Raw genomic sequence first — 12211 nt, forward strand, 5'->3', positions numbered from 1 at the left:
AGGCGGCTCATTGGGCTCGATCGGCCCTCAGTCAGGCGCTGCCGGCGCGAGTTACCCGGTCAATGTCGTGCCGCAGACGGTGTGGATCGACATCGGGCAGGGCCTGAACGTCCGGCCCCGCTGGCCCGGCGGCCGGGCACCTGTGACGGTGGAGATCGAGGCGCAGGCACGTCAGCCGGCTCAACTGGGCGGCACCGGTGGCATGGGCGGCGCCTATGGGGGGCAGCTCGAGCCTGACGGGCAGACGCGCCGCGTCGAGGTGGGCAGCACGCTGACGGTGTCGCTCGGTGAGTGGGTGGTGGTGGCGCGCAGCGGTGGCCAGGGGCAGCGGCGCCAGTCGGGCAGCCTGTCCACACGCGACCTGGATGACAACCAGTCCGAGCAACTGGAAATCCGCGTCACTGCACCGTGATGTGTCCCGCGAATTCAGGCCTGTTAGATTGGCGGCTCGCACCAACAAGCACACCGTAGTACGGAGACAAGTCCATGGCAGACGATTCCCCCAACCCGCATGCAGCGCGCTTTTCCGCGTTGACCAAGGCCCTGCTTGACAACGTCAAGCGCGCGAACTTCCCGCCCATCTACACCCTGCCCATCGAGCAGGCGCGTCAGGCCTACAAGGCCTCGGTGGGCGCCATGGAGTTGCCTCGCGCCCCGGTGGCCCGCGTGCACGACTTTGTCATTCCCGGACCGGTGGGCAGCATGCCGGCCCGCCTGTGGGCAGACAGCCATGAGCCTGGCTTGCCGGTGCTGCTGTACCTGCATGGTGGCGGCTTCGTGATCGGTGACATCGACACCTGCGAATCCATGTGCCGCAATGTGGCCAGGCAAAGTGGTGCCGCGGTGGTGGCCGTGAACTACCGCCTGTCGCCCGAGCACAAGTACCCCGCCGGCCTGCAGGATGCCTGGGCTGCCTTGCAATGGTTGGCCGAACACGCGCACACGCTGGGGCTGGACGGCCGTCGCCTGGCCGTGAGCGGTGACAGTGCCGGTGGCACCTTGTCGGCCAGCGTGGCCCTCATGGCGCGCGACGCGGGCATCCCGCTGGCCTTGCAGGCGCTGATCTACCCCTCGGTACAGACGCGCACCATGACCGAGTCGTTCAAGGCCTTTTCTCGCGACACCTTGCTGAGCGCCGAGCTGATGGCCTGGTTCGAGGCGCAAACGCGGGGCGATGGCCTGACGCACGACTGGCACCGCGAGCCGCTGCACGCGCCCGATCACAGCGGCGTGGCGCCTGCCTGGATCGGACTGGCCGAGTGCGATGCCCTGACGGACGAGGGGCACCATTACGCCCAGAAGCTGCGTGATGCAGGCGTGCCCGTCGAGGTGCGCCAATGGCCCGGCGTGATCCACGACTTCATCAACATGGGGCGCTTCATGCCCGAAGCCGCCGAGTTGCATGCCGAACTGGCCGTTCAGCTGAAAAAGGCCTTCCAGGTCTGATACGCCATTTGCCGGATCCTGACGCTTTCTGTGCGTGATCCGGTACGCTCCTTGCTCATGACTCAGCTCCATTCATACCAACGGAGCTGAGCATGAACCGAGAAGACGTGACCGACCTGATCGTGCAGGCCAAGGTCAAAAAGGGTTTGAAATGGGCCGATGTGGCCACCAAGGTGGGCCTGAGCAAGGAGTGGGTGACCGCGGCTTGCCTGGGCCAGATGACGCTGACGGCCGAGCAGGCCGCCATCATCGGCGACATCTTCGACCTGCCGGATGAAGCGCGCTTGTGGCTGCAGGAGGTGCCTTACAAGGGCTCACTGCCCACGTCGGTGCCTACCGACCCCCTGATCTACCGCTTCTACGAGCTGGTGAGCGTGTACGGCACCACCTTCAAGGCGCTGATCCATGAAGAGTTCGGCGACGGCATCATGAGCGCCATCGACTTCAAGATGGACCTGCAGCGCGAACCCAACGCAGCGGGGGATCGCGTGAGCATCGTCATGTCGGGCAAGTTCCTGCCTTACAAGACCTATTGACGCAGTGTCTGACGAGGCCACAGCACCCACACCGCCAAGGGCTGTTTGGTGCGCCCCGCTTGCGCCAGGGCCTCGTCACCCCAACCCCAGAAGAAGTCAGCCCGCACCGCGCCAATGATGGCGCCACCGGTGTCCTGGGCCATCACGAGCCGTTGCAGTGGCTGTGGCGGCGCAGGGGTGGCGGACCAGGGCTGAGGCACGGTGGTATCCAGCCAGACCGGGGTCCCCAGGGGGATGCTTTCTCGGTCCACGGCCACCGAACGGCCTGGCGTGAGCGGTACACCCTGCGCGCCCAGCGGGCCGGCTTCAGGGTCGGTCAGGGCTTCTTCGCGGAAGAACACCACGCGTGGGTTGGCACGCATCATCTCGGGGATGCGGGCCGGGTTGGCCTGCGCCCAGTTGCGGATGGCGGGCCAGGAGGCCTGCTCCAGCGTGAAGGCGCCCTGGTCGACCAGCCAACGGGCCACGGATTGGTAGGGCTGGTCGTTGTGGCCGGCAAAGGCCAGGCGCACGATGCGTGGCTGGCCCTGCGCGGTGAGCTCATCTTGCAGGCGGATGCGGCCCGAGCCCTGGACCTGGATCAGCAGCACGTCCAGCGGGTCCGCCAGGTAGACCACCTCACGGCCCGCCACGGCGGCCTTGCCATCGGGCGAGGTTTCGAGTTCCGTGCGGCTGAAATAGGGCTTGCGCTGACCCAGATCGGCCGGGGCGCGGTGCAGCGGGTACTGAAAGCGCGCATCAGGCTGGCGCCTGCCTTCCAGCAAGGGCTCGAAGTAGCCCGTCATCAAGCCGGTGCTGCCGCCTTCCAGCGTGGTCACCCGCCAGGGTTGCAACTGGCTTTGCACCCACTGACGCACGAAGCCGTCGTCCACCTGCTGCCCCCAGCTGGCCCCCAGCTTCTTGACCTCGGCGCACACGTTGGTCCAGCCGCTGGCGGGTTTCTGGCAGCTCTTCCACAAGGCGGGCCACCAGTCGCTGATGCGGTCGGTTTGCCAGCCGGGCAGATCGTTCCATTGCGCGGGCATCCAGTGAGCCTTGGGCCTCAGCAGGCCGCCTGTGCCATCGGGTTGCGGCTGCACGGTGCCGGGTGCGGGTGGCTGAGGAATGGTGACAATGGGGGCACCGCTGCCCCTGGTGTGAACCCAGGGCAGCATGCCGCAGCCGCTGAGGCTGCCTACAATCAGTCCGGTGATCAGGACACGGGCATGACGACGTGTCATCACATCGACACGCCAATTCGGAAACGGACAGAAACTCATGTGGTTGATTGTGCTGGAAGCGGTGGGCGCCTTGGCCGTCCTGGTGTTCGTGGTCTGGTGGACGATGTTTGCCGGGCGCCGGCAAGGCGAGTTGCCAGCCGAGGATCAGGATGTGGATCGTGGGGGCAACAAGAAACTCAAGGGATGATGCCGCACGCGGCGCCAGATGGCGGCGCGCAGGCGCGCACGGTCGGTGACCCGCACATTGCGTGAGCGGATGGCCACCAGCAGCGCCAAGGTGAAGCTCACGCCCACATTGAGCAGCCCGGTGACGGGCAGTGCGGCCACACACCACCAGAATGCGGGCTGATGCAGGGCATCGGGCCCCAGCGTGCCCAGGGCCGCGGCCAGCTGGCCGGTTGACAGGGTGACGTGCCGCACATCCAGTGGCAGCGCCATGAAGCCGGCCATCACCGGGACCAGACCGAGCAGCAGACCCAGCGACACATTGGCGGCCAGGCCTGAAATGTTGGCACGCCACCAGGTGGCCCATCGGGCCGCTCGATCAGGTCCCAGCCAGGCGCGGATGGCGGGGTTCCAGCGCATGGCGCTGTCCAGGCGGTGCAGCACGAACCAGTTTTCGACCCAGCCCGCCATCAGGCTGGAGACAAACAGCAGCACGCCGGTGAAGGCTGCATACCAGGCCGTGGGCCCCAGCAGGCTCAGGGACTTGAGCACGTACTGCGCTGTGTGCTCACCGATCAGCGGTTGGCCCAGTGCCCACCAGGACAGCACCTGCGCCAGCAGCACCAGCGGCGCCACCACGATCAGGTTGCCCACGATGCCCGCGGTCTGCGAGCGGATCAGGTGTGCCACCTCATCCACGAAGGACTCGATGGCCGCATCGGTCTTGGTATCGGCCAGCTTGGCCGCCATGGCCGGCGCGGTCATGGCGGGCTGCTTGGTGGCCACCGTCAGGTGCAGCCACTGCACGATCACGAAGCTCACGGCGTAGTTCAGGCCGGCCGCGGTACCCGCCCAGAACGGTGACAGGCCCAGCGACAGCATCACGAACTTCAGGAAGGTGGTGCCGGCCAGCACGGCCCCACCACCAGCGGCACGCCGGAGCATGTCCAGGTATTCGGCCTTGTCCCGGGTGATGTAGTGCTCACCGGTCTCGGCGCTGCGCTCGGCCACCTTGCGGGCCAGCAGGGCGTAATGCTGGGTGAACAGGGCGCGCACGCTGCGGCGGCGCTGGCCGGTGCGGGCCAGGTCCACGATCAACTGGCGCATGGCGGAGGCAGGCTGATCGCTCAGCACCACGTCCAGCAACTGCGCCGTGCGTTGGCAGCGTTCGCACAACTGGTCGATCTGGAAGACCAGGTCCACCGACACGCCATGGACTTCGAGGTGCCCGTGCAAGCCGCGTGCGGCCTCGGCACAATGGTCCAGCAGCACGCGCAGGTATTGCGCTTCATGCAGCAGGGCTGCGGGCCAGGGGCCACCGTCGGCACCGCTGCGTGCATGTGCCAGCGCGAGTTCATGCAGGCGCTCGATCACCCGGGCCAGCTGGCGGAAGGCCTGGCGCGCGCTGCCATCGGTCGAACCATGTTCGGTGGGCACGTCATCCGCGTCGAAGTCCACATCCACGCGGGTACCCACCCGAGAGCGGAATGCGGGTGAAAAGCCCGCAGCGCGCACCTGTGTGGCCAGATACAGCATGGCGTCGTAGAACGGTTCGCGCCAGCCCAGGGCCGCGTGATCACCCAGGGCACCATTGCCTGTGGGTTGTGCGGCCATGGCCTGCGACCACAGCTGCGCGATGCCTTCGAGCGTGACGTCGTCGAGCTCCTGCAACCAGGTGGCGTCATCGGCATCGTCAAACAGCAGGTTGAACAGCACTGCCAGATCCGCGGTGTCCGGGCTCAAGGGCAGGCCGCGCCGGCGCAGGCGCTCGCCCAGTTCATTGAGGAAGGAAGAGCGTGGCGAGAAGCCATAGTCGGCCAGCAGCGCGGCCACGTCCATGTCACGCCAGAAAGCGGCCAGCAGGGCGACGACCTTGTCGCGCCGGGCGGCATCCTGTTGCAACAGCCGCACCACGTTCTGCGTGCCGCTGACCGGCTCGCCGCGGCGTATCCAGTCCAGCAGGCGGATCAGCCAGATGTGGCGCTCCACCAGTGGGGCACCCGCATCGGCCTGGTCCAGCAACTCACCCAGCTCGAAGCCGTTGCCGGGCCGGGGCCACCAGGGTTGTCGTTTGAGCGGATGAAATCGGCGGGGCAGCAGGGGCATCAGTGCAGAGACTGCGTTCTCGCCAACGTGAAGGCCGGGATGGGCGCTTCAAACCAGCGTGCATCTTCAGTCATGCAGAAGTAAGTGCCGTGCATGATGCCATGCGGGGTGTCCATGCGCGTCCAGCTGGTGTATTCGAAGCGCTCGCCAGGCTTGAGCATGGGCTGGTTGCCCACCACGCCCAGGCCGCGCACCTCTTCGGTCTTGCCGGTGGCGTCCGTGATCACCCAGTGCCGACCGATCAACTGCGCCGGTACCGTGCCCGAGTTGACGATGGTGACCGTGTAGGCGAACACGTATTCGTGGCGCGCGGGGTTGCTCTGGTCTTCCAGGTACTGCGGCGCCACGGCGCACGAAAATTGGGCTTGGCTCATGCGGCCCATTCTAGGCAAATGACGACAACATGCGTGGCGGATACCCCAGCAAGTCATGGGGATGTCACCCATTGGCGGCAGCATGCACTGTCCTGTTTACTGTGCGTCTGTTGTCGGGAGTGATGTATGGATCGTCGAAGCTTTCTGTCTGCGTTGGGTGCCCTGAGTGGCGGTTTGATGGTGACCTGGCAGGCTCAGGCCACCAGTTGGTCGAGTCTGGGCAATGTGCCACTGGACACCACGGGCATGCGTACCGATTCGGCTCGTGTCTTCGATCTGTCCGTGTCTTCGGCCGATCCCAGCCTCACGGGCGTGATCCTGTGGACCCACCTCAACCCTGATGCCATCCGGCCCAATGAGCCGCTTTACCTGCAGGTGGCGCTGGATGCCGGCTTCCAGACCATGTTGCTGCAAGCGCAGATTGCGCCGCAGGACATCAGCCCCGAACGCGACCACACGATCAAGATCGACCTGGATGGCCAGTTGCCTGCCACTCATTCAGGGGGGCCTTACTTTTACCGCTTCATTTACGACCGCACGCTCAGCCGCACGGGCCGCTGCCGCACCCTGTCGTCAGCTGGCAGCGCACTCAAGCACCTCAAGTTCGGCCTGCTGACCTGCCAGGACTACACCAACGGCTACTACGGTGCCTTGAGCCATGTGGCCAAGGATGACAGCCTGGACTTCGTGCTGCACCTGGGTGACTTCATTTACGAGACGGCGGGTGACCCTCGCTTCCAGAGTCTGCCCTTTGCCGATCGCACCATGATCCTGCCGTCAGGTGGCACGGTGGCACTGGATCTTCAGGACTATCGCTTCATCTACCGTCGCTATCGAAGCGATCCCCAATTGCAGTCGGCCATGGAGAGGCACACCTTCATCTGTGTGCCCGATGACCATGAAACAGCCAACGACAGCTATTGGGACTACGCCCGCGACACCCTGGGAGCACCTGACCACCCCTACACCAAGGACCCGAAATACGGCAACAGCCCCGCGCTGCTCAAGCAACTGAAGCTGGATTCGCAACGTGCCTGGACCGAATACGTACCGGCACGTGTGGCCTACAACCCGCTGGCCACGCACCCCCACGAGGCCTTGACGGTGTACAGGCGATTTGCCTTTGGCAGCTTCCTTGATCTGTTCATGATCGAGAACCGCAGCTATCGCAGTGCCCATGCTTGTGGCGAAGGCGATGCCCTGCAACGCTATGTGCCGTTGGGCTGCACCAAGTACAACAGCCCCGAGCAGACCTTGCTGGGCGGCAAGCAGCACAACTGGCTGGTCGAGGGCCTGACGCAATCGAGGGCCACCTGGAAGCTCATGGGCAACCAGACCTTCTTCGGGCGTTTGTCCATCACCTTCCTGGGTGCGCAGATCACGCCGCTGAATGTGGATGCCTGGGACGGTTTCAACGCCGAGCGCCGCGCCTTGACGGGCGCCTTGCGTGAAGCCAAGGTGCGCAACTACCTGGTGGTGACCGGCGACCTGCACACCTACATGGCCAGCAATGTCAAGCACGACTACGGCAACCTCAATCCACTGGACTTCGGCAATCTGGTGGGCGCAGAGTTCATGACGCCTTCAGTGACCTCGTCCAACCTGGGTGAGATGATCGGCAGCAAGCTGGATGCCCAGCAACGTACCTTGTTGATGCAGGGCCTGGCCGCACCGGCCGTGCGTTTGAACAACCCGCACATCCAGTACTTCAACAGCAACCAGCAGGGCTACTCCACGCTGGAGTTGACCGACAGCTATGCCGAGTGGGTGGCCTACGCCGTGGACAAGAGCGTGAATGACCCCGCCGTGGCGCGCAGATGCGTGGCGCGGCAACGCAAGTACATGTCGCTGCCGTGGCTGATGGCACAGAGCACCAGCGGGTTTTGAGTCAGTAACCTGTCTTTCACAAGGGAATGGCGTCGACGTTGCTCGATATGCGTGTTAAACCCTGAAGTGGGTCCATACCGCAGAGGAGTGACGCCATGGCCTTGTCTCACGTGACCTCAGGTCAACCCATTTCGCTTGCACCTCCGGCTGCCACTCTGGCGTCGGTGCCAACAAGTGCCTTGTTCAAGACCGATCAGCTGGAAGTCATCCGTGTGGTGCTGCCGGCTGGCAAGGCCTTCCCACCTCACCAGGTGGCTGGCGACATCACGGTGCAATGCCTGTCAGGTGCCATCGAGTTCACCATCGGTGAGGCGCATGACGAGCGGAGTGTGGTGCTGTCTGCAGGTGAGTTGCTGTATCTGGATGGGGGGGTGCGCCATGGCCTGCGCGGTCAGACAGACGCTGTGGTGCTGGTGAGCATCGTCCTGCGCCCGCACGTCTGACTCCGGTGTATGACGCCCTGAACATGCCCATGCAAGCCTATCTTGTGGCCAGTCCCTATATCGACTTTGACCATCCGCGGGTGGCCGCGCAAGCTCGTGCTTTGGCGCAAGGTCTGGCCGGGGCCTCGTCAACGCTGCAGCTGGTTCAGCGTTGCTTCGAGTTCGTGCGCGACGAGATCCGGCACAGTGGTGATTTCAAGCTGAACCCGGTCACTTGCAAGGCCTCCGACGTCCTGCTGCACCAGACCGGATATTGCTACGCCAAGAGCCATCTGCTGGCTGCGCTGCTAAGGGCCAATGGCGTGCCCGCGGGCTTGTGCTATCAGCGCCTGTCGGTGGGTGATGGTGGAGCGCCCTACTGCCTGCACGGCCTCAATGCCGTTCATCTGCCCGAATTCGGTTGGTATCGTGTGGATGCCCGCGGCAACAAGCCCGGCGTCCACGCGCAGTTCACGCCGCCGCGAGAGGCGCTCGCCTTTGCCTTGCAGGATGCCCAGGAGCGAGATCTGCCCGAAATCTGGGCCGAACCGTTGCCGCTGGTGATCCAGGCGCTGCAAGCCCATGACGACGTCGGGGCGGTCGGGCGCAACCTGCCGGACCTGCCCTTGTTGCCGTGAGCCTGCTGACGCGGTCGCGTCACGTGTTCGTCGGTCAGAAGTTAGGGATGGCGCCGGGCGCCCACCTGGACTGGAATGCGGTGGCATCCAGCAGCGTCAGGAGGGCGGCATCATGTGCGACCTGTTCACCCATGTGCAGATCAGCCAGGATCAAATGGAATGGGCCAAGCTGGTGATCAGCGCGGTCAGCCTGATGAGCCTGGTGGGCATCTTTGCGGCCTTGTTGTCCATGCGGGTCACGGTGTGCAATCAGTTGTATGCACGCTGGCAATCACTCCTGTTCAAGTTTGCCGATGTGCAGGACGCGCATGAGGACCTCACGGCGGCGTATGAGCGCAGACAGGCCTGTCGCAGTCAGGCCCATTTCATCGCGGTGGCCTACATCAATCTGTTCGAGGAGGCCTACCGCTATCGACATGCGCGCTTCGCCTTCATCTGGTGGATCCTGCCCGAGCCCTTCTGGCAGTCGATCGTCAAATCCATGACCAAGCAATTCTCCAACTACCTGTACTTCAGAACCTTCTGGGCGGCCGAGAAGGACAGTTTCTCCGAAGACTTCAACGCCTTCGTTCAGGCAGACATCATGCCGAAATGTCCCCGGATCAACGAAGTCGCAGGCACTTGAAGCACGAGACCGTCATCATTCAACGATATCGACCCCGGCCACAAATGCGACGCGTCCCTTGATTTCCTGGGCACCTTCCGTGGGCTCAGGGTAGAACCACACGGCGTCCGGCTTCATGTCGCCATTGGCCAGCAGGCTCATGTAGTGGGCTTGCCCCTTCCACACGCAACTGGTGCGGTGGTTGCTGAAGGTGGTGTACTCGCGTTTGAGCGAGGTTTCAGGGAAATAGTGGTTGCCTTCGAGCGTGACGATGTCGTCACTTTCGGCAACGGTCACGCCGTTCCAGATGGCTTTCATGGGGGCTCCTTGGCTGCCTGTTCAGGCGGGGATCATCGCACTTTTCCACTTGCCGGCCGATCAAGTCCGTCCGTGACATGACCGCAAGGCATGGCATAAAGGCAGGGTCTTCCACTGTTTACCGTCTGTGATGACTGACCTGACGGCTCGCTCGAATCCCGAGGGGCGTTTCCTTGCCTTGCTTGTTCGCCTGGCGCTGGCGACCTTGCTGCTGGTGTCTCTGTACGGCATCGCCACGGATTATTTCTATTTTGCCGATGCCTCGTTCTTTCTGGTGTCCCTTCTGGCTGACACTGCTCTGAACGATGTATGGCTTCAGTTCCCCAAACGAGCTGCGGCGTTTTTGCTGACCCAGGGGCCCACCTATCTGGCTGTGCAAATGGGCGCATCGGCATCCTTTGCCCGTTACGCCTATGCCAGCTGTTTCCTGTTGCTGCCTTGGGCAGGGCTGGCGACCATCTGCTGGGTCAGCGACAGGCCAGCGATGAAATTCGTTGCCGTGCTCGCGCTTGGCGTGGTCACGTTCGCGACCTTTGGCTTTCCGACAGAAACCAGTGTGACCATGACCTTGCTGGTCGGGCTCACGGCCTTGCTTTCGGCCGCGCCACCAGACCGGCAAAACCAGGCGATCAGGCGCAGTCTCATTGTGGTCCTCACGCCATTGCTGATATTCAGCCACGATGCTGCCTTGCTGGCCATCCCCGCGCTGGTCTACCTCGTATTCAAGCCAGAGAAGAAATGGCAACTGGACGGCCAGACGAGGAGGTGGTTCGTCGCAGCCTTGTCTTTGAGCGTGGCGGGATGGATGGCGCTGGACTTGATGACCAGTCCGAGCAACCCGCTGATCGCCAAAGCCCTGCAGAACAACGCCAGGTCGATCATGACTTTCAAGGGGACCGTGCATCGCCCCGTTGCCGCACTCGCCATGCTGGCCATACTGGCCAGCGTGCTATTTCGCGTGGCAGGGCGGCGTACCCGTGCCCTGAGGGGTGTGATGGCACTGACCGTGGTGTTGCTGCTTGTCGCGCTGGTCAGGCTTTGGCGTGCAGATGAGGTTGCCGATCGCTATCTGGCTCGCTCGGTATTGGTCTGGCTCATGCCCTTCGTGCCCTTGCTGCCGGACTTCTTTTCTCGAGTTGGCAGGCGTGAGATGGTGTTTGTCTCGTTGATCTTGATGGCGCTGACGTTGGCGCATGTTCGCTCGATCTTCTACTGGCGTGCGTACAAGGCCGATTTCCAGGCGCAACTGCTTGGCAAACAGGTTGACCGCGCCGGCTTGAACGAGCGCGCTCGACAGCGGTTGGCGCGCTATCGTTGGGACTGGGCTTTACCTTACGCTGCGGCACTGATGACCCAGAAGGTTGAGCGACAGACCTTGTTGATAGACGAGAAAACCTGGTATTCGCCCCTGTCGTGCGCAAGCTTCAATCAACCGCATCATTTCGATATGCTGTACTCACAGGCAGAAATTGAGGCGCTTCAGCAAAGTGTTCTGCAACGTATGAAGTGTTGAGCCTGTTTCAGGAATCCAGGTGCAGGAGCTCCCAACCATGAACATTCGAACCCATTCCAGGTGGCTCGCTGCCGCGGCAATCTTCGGCCTCGGTCTGGCAACAGGGCTGGTCGCACAGACCTTCAGTGATTCACCTCAACGCGTTGAACTCAAGCGTGCAGACCTGTCGGGTGCGCCGGGCATGGAGGTGATCGCCTCCACCGCCGAGTACAAGGCCGGTGAGAGCATCGATCGACACCTGCACCACGGCGTGGAGGTCGCTTACGTGTTGCAAGGTGCGACGGTGCAGGCGCCGGGCAAGGATCCCTCGGCCATACCAACAGGTGCCACCTTGTTGAACCTGCGCGATGTCAGACATGCCGGGTTCAAGGTGGTGGGAGACACACCGCTCAAACTGTTTACCGTGCATGTGGTGGACAAGGGCCAGCCCTTGTATGACTACGCCAAGTGACCACCGGTCCATGAGCTCGTCCCGGGCCTGTCAGGTCGTGTTTCTGGATGCAGGCACCTTGCCGTGTGGCTTGCCTGTCGATGCGGCCTTGGCCGACCTGATCGACTACCGCGCCTATCCGTTCACCTCGCCCGCCGACGTACCTGAACGCATCGCCCAGGCCGAGGTGGTGGTGGTCAACAAGGTGCGTTTGAGTCGAGAGCTGCTGAGCCAGGCCTCCAGGCTTCAGCGCATCTGCATTGCAGCGGCAGGCATGGACAACGTGGACCTGGTTGCAGCCAGTGAGTTGGGCATGTCGGTGCACAACGTGCCTGGGTATGGGAGCGACGCCGTGGCCGAGCATGTGATGGCCACCTTGCTGGCTTTGCGCCATCACCTGCAAGATTACAGCCGCGCCGCTGTCGACGGGCGTTGGGCGGCCTCGCCGCACTTCTGCTGGCATGGGCCTCGCATCAAGCCTGTGGCTGGCTCGACCTTGGGTGTTGTGGGGCGTGGCGCCATCGGGCAGGCCACGGCCCAGATGGCCCGGGG

Annotated in this window: 15 protein-coding genes; 11 read left to right on the plus strand and 4 right to left on the minus strand. The window is 63.5% G+C overall.

Annotation, left to right across the window (positions count from 1 at the left end):
- The 3 genes from VFW93_RS11310 to cynS form a co-directional block, all read left to right on the plus strand.
- A partial coding sequence (locus VFW93_RS11310) for a hypothetical protein (protein ID WP_329694095.1) occupies positions 1 to 412 on the plus strand: 412 nt, incomplete at its 5' end.
- Positions 413 to 486: 74 nt separating this feature from the next.
- Positions 487 to 1446 (plus strand): alpha/beta hydrolase, encoded by a 960-nt coding sequence (locus VFW93_RS11315; RefSeq protein ID WP_329694096.1) that lies wholly within the window; start codon positions 487 to 489, stop codon positions 1444 to 1446.
- A gap of 92 nt (positions 1447 to 1538) precedes the next feature.
- Entirely contained in the window at positions 1539 to 1982 is a 444-nt protein-coding gene (gene cynS, locus VFW93_RS11320) for a cyanase (RefSeq protein WP_329694097.1), read from the plus strand.
- Here cynS and VFW93_RS11325 read toward each other — a convergent pair.
- On the minus strand, positions 1976 to 3202 hold the full coding sequence (locus VFW93_RS11325) for a murein transglycosylase A (RefSeq protein ID WP_329694098.1): 1227 nt from the start codon (positions 3200 to 3202) through the stop codon (positions 1976 to 1978). The genes cynS and VFW93_RS11325 overlap by 7 nt on opposite strands.
- Positions 3203 to 3239: 37 nt before the next feature.
- Between VFW93_RS11325 and VFW93_RS11330 the strand changes: the two genes are divergently transcribed.
- Positions 3240 to 3389, plus strand: coding sequence for a hypothetical protein (locus VFW93_RS11330; protein ID WP_329694099.1), 150 nt, complete (start codon positions 3240 to 3242; stop codon positions 3387 to 3389).
- Here the strand turns inward: VFW93_RS11330 and VFW93_RS11335 are convergent.
- Positions 3347 to 5473, minus strand: a complete 2127-nt coding sequence (locus VFW93_RS11335; RefSeq protein ID WP_329694100.1) for a recombinase — start codon at positions 5471 to 5473, stop codon at positions 3347 to 3349. The genes VFW93_RS11330 and VFW93_RS11335 overlap by 43 nt on opposite strands.
- A complete protein-coding gene (gene apaG / locus VFW93_RS11340) occupies positions 5473 to 5847 on the minus strand; it encodes a Co2+/Mg2+ efflux protein ApaG (RefSeq protein ID WP_329694101.1) in 375 nt (124 codons plus the stop codon). Before apaG ends, VFW93_RS11335 begins: the two co-directional genes overlap by 1 nt.
- Before the next feature lie 126 nt (positions 5848 to 5973).
- Between apaG and VFW93_RS11345 the strand changes: the two genes are divergently transcribed.
- The 4 genes from VFW93_RS11345 to VFW93_RS11360 all read left to right on the plus strand — a co-directional run bounded on the left by VFW93_RS11345 (position 5974) and on the right by VFW93_RS11360 (position 9419).
- Positions 5974 to 7734: an alkaline phosphatase D family protein gene (locus VFW93_RS11345; protein WP_329694102.1), complete on the plus strand. Its 1761-nt coding sequence runs from the start codon at positions 5974 to 5976 to the stop codon at positions 7732 to 7734.
- A 95-nt stretch (positions 7735 to 7829) separates the two neighbouring features.
- Positions 7830 to 8177 carry a cupin domain-containing protein gene (locus VFW93_RS11350; protein ID WP_329694103.1) on the plus strand — a complete coding sequence of 116 codons (348 nt, stop codon included), beginning with the start codon at positions 7830 to 7832 and terminating at the stop codon, positions 8175 to 8177.
- 29 nt (positions 8178 to 8206) lie between these two features.
- Positions 8207 to 8794, plus strand: coding sequence for a transglutaminase family protein (locus tag VFW93_RS11355; RefSeq protein WP_329694104.1), 588 nt, complete (start codon positions 8207 to 8209; stop codon positions 8792 to 8794).
- A 112-nt stretch (positions 8795 to 8906) separates the two neighbouring features.
- Positions 8907 to 9419, plus strand: a complete 513-nt coding sequence (locus tag VFW93_RS11360) for a hypothetical protein (RefSeq protein ID WP_329694105.1) — start codon at positions 8907 to 8909, stop codon at positions 9417 to 9419.
- Between the two features lie 15 nt (positions 9420 to 9434).
- On the opposite strand, the gene VFW93_RS11365 is transcribed toward VFW93_RS11360, so the two are convergent.
- Positions 9435 to 9716: a DUF427 domain-containing protein gene (locus tag VFW93_RS11365; RefSeq protein ID WP_329694106.1), complete on the minus strand. Its 282-nt coding sequence runs from the start codon at positions 9714 to 9716 to the stop codon at positions 9435 to 9437.
- Positions 9717 to 9921: 205 nt separating this feature from the next.
- On the opposite strand from VFW93_RS11365, the gene VFW93_RS11370 reads away from it, so the two are divergent.
- The 3 genes from VFW93_RS11370 to VFW93_RS11380 form a co-directional block, all read left to right on the plus strand.
- A complete protein-coding gene (locus VFW93_RS11370; protein ID WP_329694107.1) occupies positions 9922 to 11229 on the plus strand; it encodes a hypothetical protein in 1308 nt (435 codons plus the stop codon).
- A gap of 37 nt (positions 11230 to 11266) precedes the next feature.
- Positions 11267 to 11680 (plus strand): cupin domain-containing protein, encoded by a 414-nt coding sequence (locus tag VFW93_RS11375; protein WP_329694108.1) that lies wholly within the window; start codon positions 11267 to 11269, stop codon positions 11678 to 11680.
- Between the two features lie 10 nt (positions 11681 to 11690).
- Positions 11691 to 12211, plus strand: a 521-nt coding sequence (locus VFW93_RS11380; RefSeq protein ID WP_329694109.1) for an NAD(P)-dependent oxidoreductase, incomplete at its 3' end; no start/stop codon positions are given.

Origin of the sequence: Aquabacterium sp., assembly GCF_036279675.1 — a bacterium.
Classification (GTDB): domain Bacteria; phylum Pseudomonadota; class Gammaproteobacteria; order Burkholderiales; family Burkholderiaceae_C; genus Aquabacterium.

What these genes read in the sequence shown, in the direction of transcription:
- apaG (WP_329694101.1), bottom strand. Translation starts at nt 5,847, where the DNA reads ATGAGCCAAGCCCAATTTTCGTGCGCCGTGGCGCCGCAGTACCTGGAA.
- VFW93_RS11360 (WP_329694105.1), top strand. Translation starts at nt 8,907, where the DNA reads ATGTGCGACCTGTTCACCCATGTGCAGATCAGCCAGGATCAAATGGAA.
- VFW93_RS11350 (WP_329694103.1), top strand. Translation starts at nt 7,830, where the DNA reads ATGGCCTTGTCTCACGTGACCTCAGGTCAACCCATTTCGCTTGCACCT.
- VFW93_RS11355 (WP_329694104.1), top strand. Translation starts at nt 8,207, where the DNA reads ATGCAAGCCTATCTTGTGGCCAGTCCCTATATCGACTTTGACCATCCG.
- VFW93_RS11375 (WP_329694108.1), top strand. Translation starts at nt 11,267, where the DNA reads ATGAACATTCGAACCCATTCCAGGTGGCTCGCTGCCGCGGCAATCTTC.
- VFW93_RS11335 (WP_329694100.1), bottom strand. Translation starts at nt 5,473, where the DNA reads ATGCCCCTGCTGCCCCGCCGATTTCATCCGCTCAAACGACAACCCTGG.
- VFW93_RS11325 (WP_329694098.1), bottom strand. Translation starts at nt 3,202, where the DNA reads ATGACACGTCGTCATGCCCGTGTCCTGATCACCGGACTGATTGTAGGC.
- cynS (WP_329694097.1), top strand. Translation starts at nt 1,539, where the DNA reads ATGAACCGAGAAGACGTGACCGACCTGATCGTGCAGGCCAAGGTCAAA.
- VFW93_RS11330 (WP_329694099.1), top strand. Translation starts at nt 3,240, where the DNA reads ATGTGGTTGATTGTGCTGGAAGCGGTGGGCGCCTTGGCCGTCCTGGTG.
- VFW93_RS11315 (WP_329694096.1), top strand. Translation starts at nt 487, where the DNA reads ATGGCAGACGATTCCCCCAACCCGCATGCAGCGCGCTTTTCCGCGTTG.
- VFW93_RS11345 (WP_329694102.1), top strand. Translation starts at nt 5,974, where the DNA reads ATGGATCGTCGAAGCTTTCTGTCTGCGTTGGGTGCCCTGAGTGGCGGT.
- VFW93_RS11365 (WP_329694106.1), bottom strand. Translation starts at nt 9,716, where the DNA reads ATGAAAGCCATCTGGAACGGCGTGACCGTTGCCGAAAGTGACGACATC.